The 20,965-nt window shown below is 37.4% G+C and carries 19 protein-coding genes; 18 read left to right on the top strand and 1 reads right to left on the bottom strand.

From position 1 onward, the window contains the following. Position 1 precedes the first annotated feature (1 nt). The 5 genes from pknB to spoVM all read left to right on the top strand — a co-directional run bounded on the left by pknB (position 2) and on the right by spoVM (position 4,702). Positions 2-1,975: a Stk1 family PASTA domain-containing Ser/Thr kinase gene (gene pknB / locus JFU23_RS07195; protein WP_201031676.1), complete on the top strand. Its 1,974-nt coding sequence runs from the start codon at positions 2-4 to the stop codon at positions 1,973-1,975. A gap of 270 nt (positions 1,976-2,245) precedes the next feature. Then, on the top strand, positions 2,246-3,127 hold the full coding sequence (gene rsgA, locus JFU23_RS07190; RefSeq protein WP_002014503.1) for a ribosome small subunit-dependent GTPase A: 882 nt from the start codon (positions 2,246-2,248) through the stop codon (positions 3,125-3,127). A gap of 2 nt (positions 3,128-3,129) precedes the next feature. After that, positions 3,130-3,774 (top strand): ribulose-phosphate 3-epimerase, encoded by a 645-nt coding sequence (gene rpe / locus JFU23_RS07185; RefSeq protein WP_201031675.1) that lies wholly within the window; start codon positions 3,130-3,132, stop codon positions 3,772-3,774. A gap of 100 nt (positions 3,775-3,874) precedes the next feature. Next, a complete protein-coding gene (locus JFU23_RS07180) occupies positions 3,875-4,555 on the top strand; it encodes a thiamine diphosphokinase (RefSeq protein ID WP_201031674.1) in 681 nt (226 codons plus the stop codon). Positions 4,556-4,621: 66 nt separating this feature from the next. Then, positions 4,622-4,702 carry a stage V sporulation protein SpoVM gene (gene spoVM, locus JFU23_RS07175; RefSeq protein WP_001213599.1) on the top strand — a complete coding sequence of 27 codons (81 nt, stop codon included), beginning with the start codon at positions 4,622-4,624 and terminating at the stop codon, positions 4,700-4,702. 73 nt (positions 4,703-4,775) lie between these two features. On the opposite strand, the gene rpmB is transcribed toward spoVM, so the two are convergent. Further along, positions 4,776-4,964 (bottom strand): 50S ribosomal protein L28, encoded by a 189-nt coding sequence (rpmB, locus tag JFU23_RS07170; protein ID WP_000124776.1) that lies wholly within the window; start codon positions 4,962-4,964, stop codon positions 4,776-4,778. A gap of 378 nt (positions 4,965-5,342) precedes the next feature. Between rpmB and JFU23_RS07165 the strand changes: the two genes are divergently transcribed. The 13 genes from JFU23_RS07165 (at position 5,343) to ffh (ending at position 20,894) form a co-directional block, all read left to right on the top strand. Continuing rightward, a complete protein-coding gene (locus JFU23_RS07165; protein WP_002014507.1) occupies positions 5,343-5,705 on the top strand; it encodes an Asp23/Gls24 family envelope stress response protein in 363 nt (120 codons plus the stop codon). A 22-nt stretch (positions 5,706-5,727) separates the two neighbouring features. Then, the gene (locus JFU23_RS07160) at positions 5,728-7,404 is read left to right on the top strand and encodes a DAK2 domain-containing protein (protein WP_002066784.1); all 1,677 of its coding nucleotides are present in this window, start codon (positions 5,728-5,730) and stop codon (positions 7,402-7,404) included. Positions 7,405-7,828: 424 nt separating this feature from the next. Beyond that, positions 7,829-9,877, top strand: coding sequence for an ATP-dependent DNA helicase RecG (recG, locus tag JFU23_RS07155; RefSeq protein ID WP_002014510.1), 2,049 nt, complete (start codon positions 7,829-7,831; stop codon positions 9,875-9,877). Positions 9,878-9,965: 88 nt separating this feature from the next. Next, the gene (fapR, locus tag JFU23_RS07150) at positions 9,966-10,559 is read left to right on the top strand and encodes a transcription factor FapR (protein ID WP_000747354.1); all 594 of its coding nucleotides are present in this window, start codon (positions 9,966-9,968) and stop codon (positions 10,557-10,559) included. Continuing rightward, positions 10,556-11,548: a phosphate acyltransferase PlsX gene (gene plsX, locus JFU23_RS07145; protein WP_002128828.1), complete on the top strand. Its 993-nt coding sequence runs from the start codon at positions 10,556-10,558 to the stop codon at positions 11,546-11,548. Before fapR ends, plsX begins: the two co-directional genes overlap by 4 nt. A 14-nt stretch (positions 11,549-11,562) precedes the next feature. Beyond that, a complete protein-coding gene (fabD, locus tag JFU23_RS07140) occupies positions 11,563-12,507 on the top strand; it encodes an ACP S-malonyltransferase (protein ID WP_002128825.1) in 945 nt (314 codons plus the stop codon). Next, entirely contained in the window at positions 12,507-13,247 is a 741-nt protein-coding gene (gene fabG / locus JFU23_RS07135) for a 3-oxoacyl-[acyl-carrier-protein] reductase (protein WP_002014514.1), read from the top strand. The genes fabD and fabG overlap by 1 nt, the downstream gene beginning before the upstream one ends. A 69-nt stretch (positions 13,248-13,316) precedes the next feature. After that, positions 13,317-13,550: an acyl carrier protein gene (acpP, locus tag JFU23_RS07130; protein WP_002014515.1), complete on the top strand. Its 234-nt coding sequence runs from the start codon at positions 13,317-13,319 to the stop codon at positions 13,548-13,550. Positions 13,551-13,608: 58 nt separating this feature from the next. Then, positions 13,609-14,346 carry a ribonuclease III gene (gene rncS, locus JFU23_RS07125; RefSeq protein ID WP_002033792.1) on the top strand — a complete coding sequence of 246 codons (738 nt, stop codon included), beginning with the start codon at positions 13,609-13,611 and terminating at the stop codon, positions 14,344-14,346. Between the two features lie 148 nt (positions 14,347-14,494). Beyond that, positions 14,495-18,064 (top strand): chromosome segregation protein SMC, encoded by a 3,570-nt coding sequence (gene smc, locus JFU23_RS07120; protein ID WP_201031673.1) that lies wholly within the window; start codon positions 14,495-14,497, stop codon positions 18,062-18,064. A 14-nt stretch (positions 18,065-18,078) separates the two neighbouring features. Next, positions 18,079-19,068 carry a signal recognition particle-docking protein FtsY gene (gene ftsY / locus JFU23_RS07115; protein WP_002088200.1) on the top strand — a complete coding sequence of 330 codons (990 nt, stop codon included), beginning with the start codon at positions 18,079-18,081 and terminating at the stop codon, positions 19,066-19,068. A gap of 131 nt (positions 19,069-19,199) precedes the next feature. Beyond that, a complete protein-coding gene (locus JFU23_RS07110) occupies positions 19,200-19,532 on the top strand; it encodes a putative DNA-binding protein (protein ID WP_002033794.1) in 333 nt (110 codons plus the stop codon). A gap of 12 nt (positions 19,533-19,544) precedes the next feature. Next, entirely contained in the window at positions 19,545-20,894 is a 1,350-nt protein-coding gene (ffh, locus tag JFU23_RS07105; protein WP_002014519.1) for a signal recognition particle protein, read from the top strand. The last annotated feature ends 71 nt before the right edge of the window (positions 20,895-20,965 follow it).

Raw genomic sequence — 20,965 nt, 5'->3', positions numbered from 1 at the left:
CGTGCTGATTGGAAAACGCTTAAATGACCGTTATAAGCTGCTGAAAATGATTGGCGGTGGAGGAATGGCCAATGTATATTTAGCTCATGATGATATACTCGGCCGAGATGTAGCGGTAAAAATATTAAGACTCGACTATTCAAATAATGAAGAGTTTATTAAACGTTTCCATCGAGAAGCGCAATCTGTTACAACGTTGTCGCATCCAAATATTGTGAATATGTATGATGTTGGGGAAGAGGATGATATATATTATCTTGTAATGGAATATGTACCTGGACGAACATTGAAGCAATACATAATTGATCGAGGGATGTTACCGATAGGAGAGGCTCTTGATATAATGGAGCAGTTAACGTCCGCTATGGCACACGCCCATCATTTTGAGATTGTACATCGTGATATTAAACCGCACAATATTTTGATTCGAGATGACGGAGTGGTCAAAGTAACAGACTTTGGAATTGCGACAGCTACAAGTGCAGCAACAATTACACATACAAATTCGGTGCTCGGTTCGGTGCATTATTTATCACCAGAACAAGCGCGCGGCGGTATAGCGAATAAACAATCAGATATTTATTCACTTGGGATTGTTATGTTTGAATTGTTAACAGGAAGACAACCGTTTTCTGGTGAATCTGCTGTTGCAATTGCGTTAAAACATTTACAAAATGAAATGCCATCTCCAAAAAGATGGAATGACAATATTCCACAAAGTGTTGAAAATATTATATTAAAGGCAACTGCGAAAGATCCGTTCCATCGATATCAATCTGCTAACGCGATGAAACGAGATATTGAAACAGCACTATACCCAGAACGAATAAATGAACAACCATTTTACATACCAGAAGATATGGAAGCAACGAAAGCGATTCCAATTATTCAACAAGAACAACTATTTCAAAATGTAAGTGATGAAACGATTGTATTAAAAGGAAGTAAAGTGGATGAACAAGTAAGAAAAGAAGAGACCAAATCAGGTAAGAAGAAAAAGCGAAATAATAAATGGCTGAAAGTTTTAATTACAACATTTTTACTTTTAGCGATAGGGATAACATTAGCACTTACTGTTATTCCAGGCTTCTTTATTCCGAAAGATGTGAAGGTTCCTGATGTGGCTGGTATGAAATATACGACAGCTGTAAATACATTAGTTGAAAAAGGTTTTGAAGTTACTGAACCTAATCTTGTATATACAGATGATGTTGAAGCCGGAAAAGTGATAAAAACAGATCCTATAGCAGGAAGAGTAGTGAAAGAAAACTCTAAAATTACTATCTATCAATCAGGTGGGAAAAAGAAAAGTAAGATGCGTGATTTGACAGGAAAAGATTTCGAGAGTATAAGAGCTGAGTTAGAAGAAGAATATAAACAAGTTACAATAAATTATATTGAAAATGATAAGCCGAAAGGTGAAATTGTAGAGCAAATACCAACGCCTGATCAAATGGTTATAGAGACAGAACAAGAACTGAAAATTTGGGTAAGTAAAGGACCTTATCAAATAAGACCAGGTGATTTTTCAGGATGGACTGAAAATAGTGTAAAAGGTTATTTAAATGAAAGAAAGCTTGTTTCTGATATAAAAAGAGAGTATTCAGATACGGTTGATAAAGGTCTTGTTATTTCACAGTTACCAAAGCCTGGGACACCTTTAAAAGAAGGAGATAAAGTATCGGTTGTTATCTCCGATGGTCCGAAGCCTAAAGTGACGAAAACGGTAAAAGTGGATAACATTTCTATCCCATATGAAGCTTCTGCAACAGGTGAGAAAAAGCCGCAAACAATAGAAATTTATAAAGAAGATATGCAGCAAAAAATGGATAAACCAGTTGAAACGAGAACAATTACTGAGTCAGCGATTATTTCTTTAGAATTTGTAATTCAAGAAGGTGCAAAGGGACACTATAAAATTGTTCGAGATGGAGTAACGATTATGGACAAGGAAGTACCATATCCAGCTCAATAATAGTGAATTCCATCGTCCTTATATAGAAGATGGAATTTATTACTCTTGCCTGTTATGCTGTCTACATCGTGGACTGTATAACAGGCAAAAATATATGATTCAAAAAGCTGTAAAAGTGATACTGTTGTAAATAATATTTCAAATTTGATGGTAGATTAAATATATGAACCTGGATATATATTTGGTGGGCTTTGAACTAATTGTTTAAAGAACGCTAGTCTATTCATATTTAATTGCAGTTTCATTTTATACAAAATAAAGGAGAATTATATGCCAGAAGGAAAAATTGTAAAAGCTCTAAGTGGGTTTTATTATGTGCAGAATGAGGAAGGGATTACACAATGTCGTGGGCGTGGTGTATTTAGAAAGAATAAAATTACGCCACTTGTAGGAGACCAAGTTGTTTTTCAAGCGGATAATCCGAATGAAGGTTATGTGTTAGAAGTATTTGATCGAAAAAATGAACTTGTTAGACCTCCTATTGCTAATGTTGATCAAGCTATTCTTGTTTTCTCTGCGGTAGAACCAGATTTTAATCCAGGACTGTTAGATCGATTTTTAGTATTAATTGAATATCATAACATTAAACCAATTATTTGTATTAGTAAGATGGATTTAGTAGATGAAAAAATGAGAGAAACTGTTGAATCTTATGCAAATGATTATCGTGAAATGGGTTATGATGTGTTGTTTACTTCTATAAATACATCGGAAAGTATTGATATTCTGAAACCATTCTTAGAAGGTTGTATTTCCGTCGTTGCAGGCCAATCTGGTGTTGGGAAATCTTCAATGCTAAACGTATTACGTCCAGATTTAGAATTGAAAACTAATGATATTTCTTCACATTTAGGACGTGGAAAGCATACGACAAGACACGTAGAATTAATTACAGTTGGAAGCGGACTTGTTGCGGATACACCTGGTTTTAGTTCGCTTGATTTCATAGATATAGAGGTAGAAGATCTTACATATTGTTTTCCAGAGTTGAAAGAAGCGAGCCAATACTGTAAATTTAGAGGGTGTACACACCTTGCTGAACCGAAATGCGCGGTGAAAGCTGCGGTTGAAGAAGGAAAGATTACCGAATATCGTTATAAGAATTACAAACAATTCGTAGAAGAAATTAGAGAGAGAAAGCCGAGGTATTAGTCATGATTAAAATTGCACCATCGATTTTATCAGCAGATTTTTCAAGATTAGGGGAAGAGATTAAAGATGTAGAAAAAGGCGGAGCTGACTACATTCACGTCGATGTAATGGATGGGCATTTCGTACCAAATATTACGATTGGACCATTAATTGTAGAAGCAATCCGTCCGATTACATCATTACCGTTAGATGTACATTTAATGATTGAAAACCCTGATAACTATATCCCAACTTTCGCAAAAGCGGGAGCGGATATTATTACTGTTCATGTAGAAGCGTGTCCTCATTTACATCGTACAATTCAGTTAATTAAATCTCATGACATTAAAGCAGGGGTTGTATTAAATCCGCATACTCCAGTTTCAGCGATTGAGCATGTATTAGAAGATATAGACATGGTATTACTTATGACAGTAAATCCTGGATTTGGCGGGCAGAAGTTTATTCATTCTGTATTACCGAAAATCAAACAAATTGCAGAAATGGTTAAAGAGCGAAATCTAGAAGTGGAAATTGAAGTTGATGGTGGTGTCAACGCTGAAACGGCAAGACTTTGTATTGAAGCAGGAGCGAATGTTCTTGTAGCGGGATCAGCAGTATACAATCAAAAAGACCGCGGTGAAGCAATTCGTGTAATTCGCGGATAAAGAATGAACGAACCTTTATCCTAGTGAAGCTTCTAGTTCATTAAGACTTCACTATTTATACATGTTAGAGTGGCAAATAAGGAGAAAGGCAATCTACCGAATGGCAGATTGCCTTTTTACAATAGAAGGGGAAGGAAAAATGATTATTCATATTTTAGCGGGAGGACCTGCAGAATACTGCGCAGATTTTTCGCGGTATGAAAATGAAGAAGTAGTTTGGGCGGCTGTTGATAGAGGAGTGTACCGTTTGTTGAAAAAAGGAATCACTCCGGCTGTTGCGTTTGGGGATTATGATTCAGTTACTGATGAGGAATTAGCGTGGATGAGGCAGCAAACAAATGAATTACATATCGTCCCGCGAGAAAAAGATCAAACAGATTTAGAAATTGCAATTAGCTGGGCTTTAGAACAGAAACCAAAATTAATTCGTATTTTTGGTGCTACTGGTGGAAGACTTGATCATGGTTTAGCAAATATTCAGATGCTTTTAAAGGGATTAGAAGTAAATATAGAAATGTGTATTGTGGACAATAAAAATGAAATAATGGTGAAAAAGTTTGGTATGTATATAATTGAAGGAAACGAACATTTTCCATACGTATCATTTGTACCAGTTACTGAAAGGGTAGAAGGCATTACACTTCACGGTTTTAAGTATCCTCTTACTAATAAAACAATAGAGTGGGGATCGACACTTTGTATTAGTAATGAACTCGTTGAGGAAAAAGGTACTTTTTCATTCACTTCTGGCATATTAATGATGATAAGAAGCACTGATTGAAGAAACAATTTTGCTCCTTGCATCATATAGTGAACAAGTGGAGTAATGGGGATTAGGAGGGAAACCATGAGATTTTATACAATTAAGTTACCTAAATTTCTTGGTGGAATTGTTCGTGCGATGTTAAATACCTTCAAAAAAGACTAAAAAAAGCACCTATTACCGGTGCTTTTTCCAATGGTATAATAAAAAAAGAGCCTAGCGGCTCTTTTTTTTATTATTAAACACGTTCGATTTTGCCAGATTTTAATGCTCTAGCAGAAACGTAAACACGTTGAACTTTTCCGTCGATGCGTACGCGAACTTTTTGAAGGTTAGCGCCCCATTTACGTTTTGTAGCGTTCATTGCGTGAGAACGAGAGTTACCAGAACGAGCTTTTCTTCCAGTGATAGCACAAACACGAGCCATTTATATTTCCCTCCCTTAACTACCGTAACATACGTAATTTTTCAATGTTAGCCTTTTATGCGATGCTAAAAACACTACTATAATTTAACACAACTAAAAAGAGAATGCAACACCGTAGGAAAAAGAAATCAAGAAAAAATACTTGACACTATATGTCAATGAAGAAAAGGTGAAATCAAGAAAAATTGCTTGACATATTATAGTGGTACATGTTGTATAATAACAATGGACTATTTTGCTCATCATAAAAAAATGTAATTTAAAACATAAAATATGAGAGTGAAAAAGAAAGAACGATGGAATTTTCTTTAAAAAGATTATATGATAGTAACTAAAGTAGTCTAGCTCACTTTCACCATTTATGAAGGGGGAAACGAGATGTCAATTGAAATTAAAACGAAGTACGGTCAAATTGATATTAGTACAGATGTAATTGCAACAATTGCTGGAGGTGCCGCAGTAGATTGCTACGGTATCGTAGGTATGGCATCGAAAAATCAGTTAAAAGATGGATTAACAGAAATTTTACGAAAAGAAAACTTCACTAGAGGCGTTATTGTTCGTAAAAATGAAGATGAAGTACATATTGATATGTATATTATTGTGAGCTATGGTACGAAAATTTCAGAAGTAGCACATAACGTGCAGACTAAAGTGAAATATACATTAGATCAAACTGTAGGACTAGCAGTAGATTCTGTAAACATCTATGTACAAGGAGTTAAAGTAATAAACTTGTAATGTGCATTAAGGAGGAAAATCTGTGTCAATTCAAAAAATTGATGGAAAACGTTTATCACAAATGATCATTCAAGGAGCCAATAATTTAACAAATAATGTTCAGCTTGTTGATGCATTAAACGTATTCCCAGTTCCAGATGGCGATACCGGTACAAACATGAACTTATCAATGACTTCAGGCGCACGTGAAGTGAAAGCAAATCCTTCACAGCATGCTGGTAAAGTCGGTGTAAGTTTAGCCAAAGGATTATTAATGGGAGCTCGTGGTAACTCTGGGGTTATTTTATCTCAGTTATTCCGTGGTTTCTCTAAATCCATTGAACAAAAAGAAGAATTAACGACAGTTGATTTTGCCGCAGCTTTAGAAGCAGGAGTAGAGGCAGCTTACAAAGCGGTTATGAAACCAATTGAAGGAACGATTTTAACGGTTGCAAGAGAAACGGGTAAATATGCAGTGACAGTTGCGAAAAAACAGCGCGACTTTGTTTTGTTTATGGAAGACGTTGTAAAAGAAGCGAACGCATCGTTAAATCGTACGCCAGATTTATTACCTGTATTAAAACAAGTTGGCGTTGTAGATAGCGGTGGTAAAGGTCTTGTTGTTGTATATGAAGGATTTTTAGCTGACTTAAAAGGAGAAACGATTTCTTCTAATATGCCTGCCCAACCATCTATGAATGACATGGTACGTGCAGAACATCACCGTAGTGTACAAAGCCAATTGAGTACAGAAGATATTAAGTATGGATATTGTACGGAATTCATGGTGAAATTAGAGCCTGGAAAAATGAAGGAACATAATTTCTCTGAACAAAAATTCCGTGAAGATATTAGTGTGTACGGAGATTCACTACTTGTTGTATCGGATGATGAGGTTGTAAAGGTTCATATTCATGCGGAACATCCTGGAGATCCTATGAACTATGGACAACGTTACGGTAGTCTAATTAAGATTAAAGTAGAAAATATGCGTGAACAGCATACTGCTTTATTAGATGAACCTACCATGGTACCTGAACAAACGAATCAGCCAATAGAGAAACAACCGTATGGTATTGTAACTGTAGCTATGGGATCGGGTATTAAAACTCTATTTGAGAGCATTGGTGCAACGAAAGTTATCGAAGGTGGCCAAACGATGAATCCGAGTACGGAGGATATTGTGAAGGCGATTGAAGAGGCAAATGCTGAAAAAATCATCATCTTACCAAATAACGGGAATATCGTGATGGCAGCAGAACAAGCAGCGTCAGTTGTAGAACAAGAAGTTATTGTTATTCGTTCAAAAACAGTTCCTCAAGGTATGGCTGCAATGTTAGCATTTAATCCAGTTGGAACGCTAGAAGAGAATGAAGAAAACATGAAAGAAGCTTTAGCTCATGTGAAAACAGGTCAGATTACGTATGCTGTTCGTGATACGGAAATTGACGGTGTAGCGATTCAAAAAGATGATTTCATGTGTATTGCAGATGGGAAAATTGTATCTACAAATGCGGAGAAAGTAGGAGCTGCAAAGCAATTACTAGAAGCGCTAATTGATGAGGATTCTGAAATCGTAACGATTCTACAAGGTGAAGATGCAACAGATGAAGAAGTGGCTAAATTAGTTGCGTTTGTAGAAGAGAACTTTGAAGATGCAGAAGTAGAAGTACATGCAGGGAACCAACCGGTGTATTCTTTCATCTTCTCTGTAGAATAAGAAAAGATTCGATTTGAAAATAAATGGGTTACTTACTTGCTAATGGATAAGAAATAGTGATATGAAGTTTATTACTAGTTTTTATTCAAAAGGCTAGCATATTGATGATAGAAAAGAGCCTTGCTGCTAATAGTGAGGCTCTTTTCTTACGTATTGTACAACTTTGTTTTATCCCGCTATTTGTGGGCAGTAAAACTTCCACCCCTTATATTCGGCTGGAGCAAAGAAGTTAAGTGGGAGATTAATTGTCCGTAAACGTCCACTGATTATAGTTTCACTTTATATAGAGGGATTAGAGTAGTTTCTCTTAGAATGCCTATGATAGAATATATAAGGTGAAAGAGAGCCATTACAGATGTCAATGATAATAATGGATAATCAATAGAATGAATCAAAGAAAATAATGTGACGGAGCGTGAGAATCTTGAATGAAGTTGTACAAGTTCCTGTTACGGATGTAAAGGGAATCGGAGGAGAAACATCTGAGTTGTTACACGAGATGGGAATTTATACAGTTTCTCATCTATTAGAACATTTTCCGTACCGCTATGAAGACTATGCGATGAAAGATCTTGCTGAAGTAAAGCATGACGAGCGTGTAACGGTTGAGGGGAAAGTTCATAGTGCTCCTTTACTGCAATATTATGGGAAGAAGAAGTCACGTCTTACAGTTCGTGTTCTCGTCGGTCGTTATTTAATTACAGCTGTATGTTTTAATAGACCATACTATAAACAAAAGTTAAATTTAGATGAAACGGTAACGATTACTGGTAAATGGGATCAGCATCGCCAAACAATTGCTGTATCAGAACTGAATTTTGGACCGGTTGTACGACAACAAGAAGTAGAACCTGTATATTCAGTGAAAGGAAAACTGACAGTAAAACAGATGCGCCGGTTTGTTGCACAGGCATTTAAGGAGTATGGAGATTCTATAGTCGAAGTGTTACCAGATGGTTTGTTAAGTCGATATAAATTATTATCACGCTATGAAGCGCTCAGAGGGTTACATTTTCCAGTGGGACAGGAAGACTTAAAGCAAGCGCGTCGCCGTTTTGTATATGAGGAGTTTTTCTTGTTTCAGTTGAAAATGCAAACATTACGGAAAATGGAAAGGGAAAACTCGAAAGGGACGAAAAAGGAAATTTCATTAGTAGAATTGCAAGAGTTTACTGATGCGCTTCCGTTTCCATTAACTGGTGCACAACGCCGGGTTGTAGATGAAATAATGAAAGATATGATATCTCCGTACCGAATGAATCGATTATTGCAAGGGGATGTAGGTTCTGGGAAAACAGTTGTTGCTGCGATTGCTCTTTATGCGGCGAAATTGGCTCATTATCAAGGTGCTTTGATGGTTCCTACAGAAATTTTAGCCGAGCAACATTATCAGTCGCTCGCGGAGACGTTTTCACATTTCGGTATGAAGGTTGAATTGCTAACAAGTTCTGTTAAAGGTGCGAGACGTCGAGAAATTTTGTCGAGATTAGAACAGGGAGAAGTAGACATCCTTGTTGGAACGCACGCTTTAATTCAAGACGAAGTTATATTTCATAGGTTAGGTCTCGTTATTACCGATGAACAGCATCGATTTGGTGTGGCGCAGCGCCGGGTTTTACGTGAGAAAGGTGAAAGTCCAGATGTATTGTTTATGACGGCGACCCCAATCCCGCGTACGTTAGCTATCACTGCATTTGGAGAGATGGACGTTTCTATTATCGACGAAATGCCAGCTGGTAGAAAGGTAATCGAAACGTACTGGGCAAAACATGATATGTTAGATCGTGTCCTCGGCTTTGTGGAGAAAGAGATAAAAAAAGGAAGACAGGCATATGTTATTTGCCCTCTTATTGAAGAGTCTGAGAAGCTGGATGTACAAAATGCTATCGACTTACATAGTATGCTGACTCATCATTATCAAGGGAAATGCCAAGTTGGATTAATGCATGGGAGACTATCATCTCAAGAAAAAGAAGAGATAATGGGACAGTTTAGTGAAAATAAAGTGCAAATTCTTGTGTCGACAACAGTTGTTGAAGTAGGCGTGAATGTACCAAATGCGACTGTTATGGTTATTTATGACGCGGAACGTTTCGGTTTATCACAGCTCCATCAGCTGAGGGGGCGTGTTGGGCGTGGTAGTGAACAATCATATTGTTTATTAATTGCGGACCCGAAATCAGAAACGGGAAAAGAAAGAATGCGCATTATGACTGAAACAAATGATGGATTTGTATTGTCAGAAAAAGATTTAGAGTTACGAGGTCCTGGGGATTTCTTTGGAAGTAAGCAAAGTGGTCTACCAGAATTTAAGGTTGCTGATATGGTACATGATTATCGGGCGTTAGAAACAGCAAGACAAGATGCAGCGATACTAGTTGATTCAGAAGCGTTTTGGCATAATGATCAGTATGCTTCGCTGCGTACTTATCTTGATGGGACAGGTGTATTCCAGGGAGAGAAGCTCGATTAAAAGTAGTCTGCAAAAGTTTTTGTTGCATTCTACTTTTAATGATTATATACTACTTTTAGTACCTAGTCATAAAAATGGATGGTGCGGTATGAAAAAAAGAAGAAGTAAAAAAGAAAGACAAGAATTATTACAACAAACAATAGAAACGAATCCTTTTATAACGGATGAAGATTTAGCGGAAAAATTTCAAGTGAGCATACAAACTGTTCGTCTTGATCGTATGGAATTATCTATTCCTGAATTAAGAGAACGAATTAAGCATGTGGCTACAAAACAACATGAAGAAGATGTGAAATCTTTACCGTTAGAAGAGGTTGTCGGAGAAATTATTGATATAGAATTAGATAGACATGCGATTTCTATCTTTGAAGTAAAGGTAGAACATGTATTTAAAAGAAATCAAATTGCTCGTGGGCATCATTTGTTTGCACAAGCAAACTCACTAGCTGTTGCGGTTATTGATGAAGAATTAGCTTTAACTGCAAAGTCCACCATTCGATATATTCGTCCTGTAAAATTAGGAGAGCGTGTTGTTGCAAAAGTACGTGTTGAAGATGTAGAGAATGATAAAGGACGGACGGTTGTCAAAGTGCGTAGTTTTGTTGGAGAAGAACTTGTCTTTACAGGCACTTTTGAAATGTATCGATCTAGTAATTATAGTGAGGAAGGTAACAACTTATGAAAATCGCAATAGATGCAATGGGCGGCGATCATGCACCAAAGGCTGTAGTATTAGGAGCAATGAAAGCTATTAAGGAATACTCAGATTTACATATTACTTTAGTAGGGAAAGAAGAGGGGATTCGTCAATATTTAACGAGTGAAGAGCGAATTACTATACTTCATACGGACGAAAAAATCGAATCGACAGACGAACCAGTAAGAGCGGTTCGTCGAAAAAAACAAGCTTCAATGGTACTAGCGGCGCAGCAAGTAAAAGACGGCGTAGCGGATGCTTGTATATCAGCAGGTAGTACAGGAGCTCTGATGGCAGCTGGATTGTTTGTTGTTGGTCGTATGGAAGGAATTGAACGACCAGCTTTATCACCTACAATGCCAACTGTTGATGGAGAAGGTTTTGTTATGTTAGATGTTGGAGCCAACGTTGATGCAAAACCAATTCATTTATATCAATATGCAGTAATGGGCTCTGTTTACGCAGAGAAGGTAAGAGGAATTAAAAATCCACGCGTTGGACTTTTAAACGTTGGAACAGAGGATGGTAAAGGAAACGAGCTTTCAAAACAAGTCTTTGCTATGCTCAAGGATGCACCAATTAATTTCGTTGGAAACGTTGAATCAAGAGATTTATTGCAAGGTGTAGCAGACGTTGTTGTATGTGATGGTTTTACGGGTAATGTAGCGCTAAAATCATTAGAAGGAACAGCACTTGCGTTATTCTCTATGTTAAAAGAACAATTAATGAGTTCGTTTACGAGCAAATTAGCAGCAGCGGTATTAAAACCAAAACTTATGGTATTGAAAGATAAAATGGATTATTCGGAGTATGGGGGAGCGGCGTTGTTTGGATTGAAAGCTCCTGTCATTAAGGCTCACGGTTCTTCTAATGACCAATCGATATTTAGTGCGATTCGTCAAACGAGAGAAATGGTAGCGAAAGAAGTAATTCCTACAATTTCAAGTGTAATGGAGAAGGAGCCGCTTCAATAAGAGGAGGATTTGAAATGGGAAAAATAGCATTTCTTTTTCCGGGCCAAGGTTCACAGGCAGTTGGAATGGGTAGACAGTTAGCGGAGAATAATAAAGAGGTTGCGAAAGTGTTTGCAAAAGCGGATGAGGTTTTGCATGATTCTCTTTCAGAAGTGATTTTTGAAGGACCGCAAGAAAAGTTAACATTAACGACAAATGCGCAGCCGGCACTATTAACAACGAGCTTTGCAATTTTAACAGCTTTGAAGGAGTATGATATTACACCTGATTTTGTCGCAGGACATAGTTTAGGTGAATATAGCGCTCTTGTAGCTGCTGGTGCATTAACATTCGAAGACGCTGTATATGCTGTAAGGAAACGCGGGGAATATATGGAAGAAGCTGTTCCAGGCGGGGAAGGTGCAATGGCAGCTATTTTAGGTGCGGATCCGGATATGCTGAAACGAGTTACAGAAGAAGTAACAAGTGAAGGATATGCAGTACAAATTGCTAATATGAATAGTACGAAGCAAATTGTTATTTCTGGAACAAAGCAAGGAGTAGAACTTGCTTCTCAAAGAGCGAAAGAAAATGGTGCTAAAAGAGCAATTCCGCTCAAAGTAAGTGGACCGTTTCATTCCTCGCTTATGAAACCAGCTGCTGAGAAATTCCAAAGTGTTTTAAATGAAATTACAATTCAAGACACGAATATTCCTGTTATTGCAAATGTTACGGCAGATGTTATTACGCGTGGTACAGATATTCAAGCAAAGCTAATTGAACAGCTCTATTCGCCTGTATTATGGTACCCATCTATTGAGTATATGGTGAATCAAGGGGTAGATACATTTATTGAAATCGGACCTGGAAAAGTACTTGCTGGTCTTATGAAGTCGATTGATTCTTCAGTGAAAGCATATGCGGTATATGATGAAGAGACATTAAAAGATACCATTTCAAATTTGAGAGGAGAAAGCTGATGTTAAAAGGGAAAGTAGCATTAGTAACTGGTGCTTCACGTGGGATTGGTCGTGCGATTGCTATTGATTTAGCGAAACAAGGGGCAAATGTTGTAGTAAATTATGCTGGTAATGAGCAAAAGGCGAATGAAGTAGTTGATGAAATAAAGAAATTAGGTTCAGATGCCATTGCAGTAAGAGCAGATGTTGCAAATGCTGATGATGTTACTGCAATGGTGAAACAAACTGTAGATACGTTTGGACAAGTTGATATTCTTGTAAATAACGCTGGTGTAACAAAAGATAATTTATTAATGCGTATGAAAGAAGAAGAATGGGATACAGTTATTAATACAAACTTAAAAGGTGTTTTCTTATGTACGAAAGCAGTATCGCGCTATATGATGCGTCAACGTCATGGACGTATTATTAATATCGCTTCTGTTGTTGGTGTAACAGGAAACCCAGGACAAGCAAATTATGTTGCTGCTAAAGCTGGTGTAATTGGATTAACAAAAACATCAGCAAAAGAATTAGCGAGCCGAAATATTACTGTAAATGCAATTGCTCCAGGGTTTATTGCGACTGATATGACGGATGTATTAGATGAAAATATAAAAGCCGAAATGTTAAAATTAATTCCTGCAGCTCAGTTTGGAGAAGCACAAGATATCGCAAATACTGTAACGTTTTTTGCTTCTGATCAAAGTAAATATGTTACAGGTCAAACGTTAAATGTTGATGGCGGTATGGTAATGTAATAAAAGAATCGATTTCACCTAGTTTTTTTGGACAATATTTTATATAATATTTGAGGGGAGGTGAATAGAATGGCAGATGTTTTAGAGCGTGTAACCAAAATTGTCGTTGATCGTTTAGGAGTAGAAGAAACTGAAGTAGTACCAGCTGCAAGCTTCAAAGAAGATTTAGGCGCAGACTCCCTAGATGTAGTAGAACTTGTAATGCAATTAGAAGATGAATTCGAAATGGAAATTTCTGATGAAGATGCTGAAAAGATTGCTACTGTTGGCGATGCTGTGACTTACATAGAGAGTCATCTATAATGCTTAAGTGAAGTCCCGTTTTTTAACGGGGCTTCTCGGCTTATATCTGGAGGGACCTATGCCGTACCGAAAACATAGAGAAAAAAAATACGAAGCAAAATATCGTGAAGCTTTTAAAGTATTTCAAGAAGAGATAGGTATTACGTTTACAGATGAAAAATTATTGATTCAAGCGTTTACGCATTCATCGTATGTGAATGAGCATCGAAAAAAACCGCATGAGGACAATGAGCGTCTTGAGTTTCTTGGCGATGCTGTATTGGAACTCACTGTATCACAGTATCTGTTTCAAAAATATCCGACAATGAGCGAAGGAGAGTTAACAAAACTACGTGCAGCTATTGTATGTGAGCCATCTCTTGTTCGTTTTGCAAACGAAATGTCATTTGGTAGCCTTGTTTTATTAGGGAAAGGTGAGGAAATGACGGGTGGACGTGAACGACCAGCTTTATTAGCGGATGTCTTTGAAGCGTTTATTGGTGCCCTTTATCTTGATCAAGGGCTAGAAACAGTTTGGGGATACTTAAAAGAAGTTGTATATCCAAAAATTAATGAAGGTGCTTTTTCTCATGTGATGGATTATAAGAGTCAATTGCAAGAATTGATTCAGCGTGATGGTAGTGGCAATGTTGAGTATCAAATTTTGCAAGAAAAAGGACCAGCCCACAACCGAGAATTTGTGTCCCGTGTAACTTTAAATAATGAGGCATTAGGTCTTGGAAGTGGTAAGTCAAAAAAAGAGGCAGAGCAACAAGCTGCTGCAGAAGCATTGAAAAAATTAAAAGAACAATCATGAGGAATCCCCCTTTGAATGAGGGGGATTCCTTATGCATAGAATGAAACTTTCCTTTTATTTATAAATAAAAGGAGTGGGAAATCCGTATAGTAGTTTGTTTTCGTACAGACAACGTTTACAACAACGGAGAATAGGAGGAAGGCCTTTCGTGTTTTTAAAAAGATTAGAAATAGCAGGATTTAAGTCTTTTGCTGAGCGTGTATCTGTCGATTTTGTTCCAGGTGTAACTTCTGTAGTAGGACCTAACGGGAGCGGGAAAAGTAATATTACTGATGCAATTCGCTGGGTACTTGGTGAACAATCTGCAAAGTCATTACGCGGTGCAAAGATGGAGGATATTATTTTTGCCGGCAGTGATACGAGAAGAGCGGTTAATGTTGCTGAAGTTACATTAACTTTAAATAATGAAGACCAACGCTTACCGATTGAGTATAACGAGGTGTGTGTAACGCGTCGTGTATCTCGTTCGGGTGATAGTGATTTTTATATTAATAAACAATCTTGTAGATTAAAAGATATTATTGATTTATTTATGGACTCTGGTATGGGAAGGGAAGCTTTTTCGATTATTAGCCAGGGGAAAGTCGAAGAGATTTTGAGTAGTAAATCAGAAGAACGTCGTGGTGTATTTGAAGAAGCTGCGGGTGTGCTGAAATATAAACTTCGTAAAAAGAAAGCTGAAGGGAAATTGGCGGAAACACAAGAAAACTTAAATCGTGTACAAGATATTATTCACGAATTAAGTAGTCAAGTAGAACCACTAGAAAGACAAGCTTCTATTGCGAAAGATTATCTTGAGAAAAAAGAAGAATTAGAGAAAGTAGAAGCTGCGCTTATTGTACATGAAATTGAAGAATTACATGAAAAGTGGGAAGCGCTTCGAAATCAATTTGGGCATAATAAAGATGAAGAAGCTAAAATGTCGGCGAACTTACAAAAAAGTGAAGAAGAGCTTGAGGAATTACGCGGGCAATTACAAGCCGTTGATGAATCTGTAAATTCCTTACAAGAAGTTCTACTTCTGTCTAGTAAAGAACTAGAAAAACTAGAAGGGCAACGCGAGCTGTTAAAGGAAAGAAAGCAAAATGCAACGACACATTGTGCGCAGCTTGAAAAGCTAATTGTTGAGTTAACAGAGAAAACTACAAGTTATGATGGCGAAATTGAAACAAGTACAGAAGCTTTAATGCAATTTGTGAATCAAGTAAAAGAATTGGAGAAGAAATTGCATGATAACGAGCAATTACTTGCGACTTTTGCTGAGAATTTAGAGGAACAAATTGAGAATTTAAAAGGTGACTATATTGAACTTTTAAATCAACAAGCAAGTCTTCGTAATGAATTATCTATGATTGAAGAACAATCAAAACAGCAAAACTCTAAAAACGAACGACTTGATGAAGAAAATGAAAAGTATGTACAGATGCGTGTGGAAATTACAGCGAAAAAGGCGAAACTTGTAGACAGTTATGAGCAAGCGAGAGAGAAAATAGCTGGCATTATTTCTAACATACGGAAGACAGAAACGGCACTTGGGAAATGTAAGTCACAGTATAGTGAAAATGAAACGAAACTGTATCAAGCGTATCAATTTGTGCAACAGGCGCGCTCTCGGAAAGAAATGTTAGAAGAGATGCAAGAGGACTACTCTGGCTTCTATCAAGGGGTACGTGAAGTATTAAAGGCTAGAGAAAATAGACTACAAGGTATTGAGGGAGCTGTTGCAGAACTTCTGACTGTGCCGAAAGAATATGAAATCGCAATGGAAATCGCCCTTGGGGCAGCGATGCAACATATCGTAGTACAAACAGAAGAGCATGCTCGTAATGCAATTGCATTTTTAAAGCAAAATAAACATGGCCGTGCAACGTTTTTACCTCAAGCTGTTATTAAAAGCCGATCGCTATCATTTGATCAATTACGCATTGTGAATCAGCATCCATCGTTTGTCGGTGTAGCGGCAGAACTTGTGCAGTACAATAATAAATATGAGAATGTAGTTTCAAGTTTATTAGGTACAGTTGTTGTTGCGAAAGATTTACGCGGAGCAAATGAGCTAGCGAAACAACTGCAATACCGCTATCGTATTGTAACACTCGAAGGTGACGTAGTGAACCCGGGTGGTTCTATGACGGGTGGAGCTGTAAAACAGGCGAAATCCTCTTTATTGGGACGTCAACGTGAACTTGAAGAGTGGACTAAAAAACTAACTGACATGGAAGAAAAAACAACGAAGCTAGAAAACTTTGTTAAAGCAGTAAAGCAAGAGATTCAAGAAAAAGAAGTACAAATACGAGAGCTACGCCAAGGTGTAGAGACCGAACGTGTAGATGAACAGAAGCTAAGAGAAGAAATTAATCGTTTAGAATTAGATGAACATCGTATTAATGATCGTTTATCGATTTACGATTTAGAGATTGAAGGATTTTTACAAGATCAAGTAAAAATGCAAGGGCGCAAAGAAGAGTTAGAAAAGATTTTAGCGACTCTTCAAGCTGAGATTGGGGAATTAGATAGCAAAATCGTCGTTTTAACGAAACAAAAAAGTGAACAATATTCTTCAAAAGAAAAAGTTCAGAAGGAAATGACGGAGCTAAAAGTACAAGCTGCTGAACAACAACAACGTTTGTCTAATCAAAAAGAAAAAGTCGAACGATTGACGAAGGAAAAAGAAGAGACTGATGCGACGCTTGTAAAAACGAAAGAAGATTTAGCGTTCTTAAAGCAAGAGATGACATCTAATTCAAGTGGCGAAGAACAAATTACGAATATGATTGAGAAGAAGGCGTATGATCGTAATCAAACTTCGGAGTTAATTCGTTCTCGTCGTGAACAACGCGTATCATTGCAAGAAAGAGTCGAGCATTTAGAGCGCGGTGTGAAAGAAACAATAGGTAAACATAAATATATTCTTGAGATGCTGAAAGATCAAGAAGTGAAAATTAACCGACTTGATGTAGAGCTGGAAAATAGATTGCAACATTTACGTGAAACATATACTATTTCATTTGAAGCAGCAAAACTTAAGTATACAATGATGATGCCTGCAGAAGATGCACGTAAAAAGGTGAAACTAATTAAACTATCCATTGAAGAGTTAGGCGCAGTAAATTTAGGGGCAATTGATGAGTATGAACGTGTAGCAGAGCGCCATACATTCTTATTAGAGCAAAGAGATGACCTAGAAGAAGCGAAATCGACATTGCATCAACTTATTACGGAAATGGATGAAGAGATGAAAAAACGCTTTTCTACTACATTCGAAGGGATTCGAACAGAGTTTCAATCTGTATTCTTTGAATTATTCGGAGGTGGAAGAGCGGATTTAGTAATGACAAACCCAGAAGATTTACTAAATACGGGTATTGATATTGTAGCGCAACCACCAGGGAAGAAACTACAAAATTTAGGTTTACTTTCAGGGGGAGAGCGTGCTTTAACGGCAATTGCGCTCTTATTTGGTATTTTAAAAGTACGCCCAGTTCCATTCTGTGTTCTAGATGAAGTGGAAGCAGCTCTTGATGAGGCAAACGTTGCTCGTTTTGCGCAGTATTTAAAGAAATTTAGTGATGAAACGCAGTTTATTGTAATTACACACCGAAAAGGTACAATGGAAGAGTCTGATGTATTGTACGGTGTAACAATGCAAGAATCAGGGGTGTCGAAGCTTGTTTCTGTTCGTTTAGATGATGGCGAAGAACTTGTTGCAAGTAGATAGGAAGGATGGGAAGTATGAGCTTTTTAAAAAAATTAAAAGAAAAAATTTCAAAACAAACGGATACGGTAACAGAGAAGTTTAAACAAGGATTAGAAAAAACGAGAAATTCATTTGCTGATAAAGTAAATGACTTAGTGTACCGTTACCGCAAAATAGACGAAGATTTCTTTGAAGAATTAGAAGAAATTTTAATTAGTGCGGATGTTGGAGTTTCGACAGTGATGGAATTAATTGATCAGTTGAAAGAAGAAGTGCAACGTCGTAACATTCAAGATCCGAAAGAAGTACAGGCTGTTATTTCTGAAAAGCTAGTGGGCATTTACAAAGGTGACAGCGATTTTAGTAATGAAGTTAATATACAAGAGGATCAATTAACAGTAGTTTTATTTGTTGGTGTGAATGGTGTGGGGAAAACGACGACGATTGGTAAGCTTGCACATAAATTTAAATCAGAAGGTAAGTCTGTCCTATTGGCGGCAGGAGATACATTCCGTGCTGGGGCGATTGAGCAATTAGAAGTATGGGGCGATCGTGTTGGTGTAGAAGTAATTAAACAAGGGTCAGGATCTGATCCAGCGGCTGTTATGTATGATGCTGTACAAGCGGCAAAGGCCCGTAAAGTGGATGTATTGCTATGTGATACAGCGGGACGCTTACAAAATAAAGTAAACTTAATGAATGAGTTAGAGAAAGTGAAGCGCGTAATTGAGCGTGAAGTACCAGGGGCTCCTCATGAAGTATTACTTGTTATTGATGCAACAACAGGGCAAAATGGTTTAAGCCAAGCGAAAACATTCCGTGAAGCCACGAATGTTACTGGTATTGTTTTAACGAAGTTAGATGGAACTGCTAAAGGTGGTATCGTCTTAGCGATTCGTAACGAAATGGATGTTCCGGTGAAATTTGTTGGGCTAGGAGAGCAAATGGATGATCTGCAACAGTTTGATCCAGAACAATATGTTTATGGTTTGTTTGCGAACGTAGTAGAAACAGAAGAAGTGTAAGTGAAAGAAGCGGTATTTCCGCTTCTTTTTTATAAAAATATGTGATGTTAAGAAAAAAACTTGACACTCTTTTATACTCCATGTAAACTAAGTCATGTAAAGGGAAATCACTTAACGAAGGATGATCCAACATGCTCGAGAAAACAACGAGAATGAACTATTTATTTGATTTTTATCAATCGTTGTTAACGCAAAAACAAAGAAGTTATATGTCGCTTTATTATCTAGATGATTTATCTCTTGGTGAAATTGCGGAAGAATTTGATGTAAGTCGCCAAGCCGTGTATGATAACATTAAACGGACTGAAGCGATGCTTGAAGAATATGAAGATAAATTAGTATTACTTCAAAAGTTTCAAGAGCGACAGCGACTTGTTGCAAAGCTAAAACAGCTACTCAGCGAAGAAGAGCATGTGAATGAAGAAATGAAACAAGTTGTTGAAGCTATCGAAAAATTAGATTAGGAGGGCGGCAATATGGCATTTGAAGGATTAGCCGACCGACTTCAACAGACAATGCAAAAAATCCGTGGCAAAGGAAAAGTTTCTGAAGCCGATGTAAAAGAAATGATGAGAGAAGTTCGTCTAGCTCTTTTAGAAGCGGATGTTAACTTTAAAGTAGTAAAAGATTTTATAAAGCGTGTGTCTGAGCGTGCTGTCGGACAAGATGTAATGAAAAGTTTGACACCTGGACAACAAGTAATTAAAATCGTACAGGAAGAACTTACAGAACTTATGGGCGGAGAGCAAAGCAAAATTGCTGTTGCTAATAAGCCACCTACTGTTATAATGATGGTTGGTCTGCAAGGTGCGGGTAAAACAACGACGACAGGTAAGCTTGCAAATTTGCTTCGTAAAAAGCATAATCGTAAACCGATGCTTGTTGCAGCGGATATTTACCGTCCAGCAGCGATTAAACAGCTTGAAACATTAGGGAAGCAATTGGACATGCCTGTTTTCTCCTTAGGAGATCAAGTAAGTCCGGTTGAAATTGCGAAACAAGCGATTGCGAAAGCGAAAGAAGATCATCACGATTACGTTTTAATCGATACAGCGGGTCGCCTGCATATTGATGAAGAACTAATGGGTGAATTAGCGAAAGTCAAAGAAGTTGCGAAACCGGATGAAATTTTCCTTGTTGTCGATGCGATGACAGGACAAGACGCGGTAAATGTAGCACAAAGTTTCCATGAACAGTTAGGATTAACAGGTGTTGTATTAACGAAATTAGATGGTGACACGCGCGGTGGTGCGGCATTATCTATTAAGGCTGTAACAAATACACCAATTAAATTTGCTGGTATGGGTGAAAAACTAGATGCAATTGAAGCGTTCCATCCAGAACGTATGGCATCCCGTATTTTAGGGATGGGCGACGTCTTAACATTAATTGAAAAAGCGCAAGCTACAGTTGATGAAGAGAAAGCAAAAGAACTTGAGCAAAAAATGCGTACGCTTTCGTTTACGCTTGACGATTTCCTAGAACAACTTGGACAAGTGCGTCAACTTGGACCGCTTGACGAATTGTTAGGAATGCTTCCTGGTGCAAATAAAATTAAAGGGCTGAAAAATGCACAAGTTGATGAAAAACAAATTGGGCATATTGAGGCAATTATTCGTTCTATGACTAAAGTAGAACGAGAACAACCGGAAATAATCAATGCTAGTCGTAAAAAGCGCATTGCCAAAGGTAGCGGTACAACGGTACAAGAAATCAATCGTCTAATCAAGCAATTTGATGATATGAAAAAAATGATGAAGACGATGACGGGAATGCAAAAAGGTAAGAAAAAAGGACTAGGTGGATTGAAGTTTCCATTCATGTAAGGAAAAAAGATGGCTCTGTTAAGAAAAAATACTTTACAAAGCAATAGTCTTTTTGCTAATATAATTATCTG

The organism is Bacillus sp. TH50 (assembly GCF_016650565.1).
Classification (GTDB): domain Bacteria; phylum Bacillota; class Bacilli; order Bacillales; family Bacillaceae_G; genus Bacillus_A; species Bacillus_A mycoides.
Note: the sequence above shows the minus strand (reverse complement) of the source record. Positions and strands in the feature narration are given on the sequence as shown.

Excerpts from the sequence above, each read along its gene's own strand:
- plsX (WP_002128828.1), top strand. The coding sequence starts at position 10,556 with ATGAAAATCGCAATAGATGCAATGGGCGGCGATCATGCACCAAAGGCT.
- rpmB (WP_000124776.1), bottom strand. The coding sequence starts at position 4,964 with ATGGCTCGTGTTTGTGCTATCACTGGAAGAAAAGCTCGTTCTGGTAAC.
- ftsY (WP_002088200.1), top strand. The coding sequence starts at position 18,079 with ATGAGCTTTTTAAAAAAATTAAAAGAAAAAATTTCAAAACAAACGGAT.
- rsgA (WP_002014503.1), top strand. The coding sequence starts at position 2,246 with ATGCCAGAAGGAAAAATTGTAAAAGCTCTAAGTGGGTTTTATTATGTG.
- fapR (WP_000747354.1), top strand. The coding sequence starts at position 9,966 with ATGAAAAAAAGAAGAAGTAAAAAAGAAAGACAAGAATTATTACAACAA.
- acpP (WP_002014515.1), top strand. The coding sequence starts at position 13,317 with ATGGCAGATGTTTTAGAGCGTGTAACCAAAATTGTCGTTGATCGTTTA.
- JFU23_RS07180 (WP_201031674.1), top strand. The coding sequence starts at position 3,875 with ATGGCAGATTGCCTTTTTACAATAGAAGGGGAAGGAAAAATGATTATT.
- rncS (WP_002033792.1), top strand. The coding sequence starts at position 13,609 with ATGCCGTACCGAAAACATAGAGAAAAAAAATACGAAGCAAAATATCGT.
- fabG (WP_002014514.1), top strand. The coding sequence starts at position 12,507 with ATGTTAAAAGGGAAAGTAGCATTAGTAACTGGTGCTTCACGTGGGATT.
- rpe (WP_201031675.1), top strand. The coding sequence starts at position 3,130 with ATGATTAAAATTGCACCATCGATTTTATCAGCAGATTTTTCAAGATTA.
- ffh (WP_002014519.1), top strand. The coding sequence starts at position 19,545 with ATGGCATTTGAAGGATTAGCCGACCGACTTCAACAGACAATGCAAAAA.
- spoVM (WP_001213599.1), top strand. The coding sequence starts at position 4,622 with ATGAGATTTTATACAATTAAGTTACCTAAATTTCTTGGTGGAATTGTT.
- JFU23_RS07110 (WP_002033794.1), top strand. The coding sequence starts at position 19,200 with ATGCTCGAGAAAACAACGAGAATGAACTATTTATTTGATTTTTATCAA.
- fabD (WP_002128825.1), top strand. The coding sequence starts at position 11,563 with ATGGGAAAAATAGCATTTCTTTTTCCGGGCCAAGGTTCACAGGCAGTT.
- JFU23_RS07165 (WP_002014507.1), top strand. The coding sequence starts at position 5,343 with ATGTCAATTGAAATTAAAACGAAGTACGGTCAAATTGATATTAGTACA.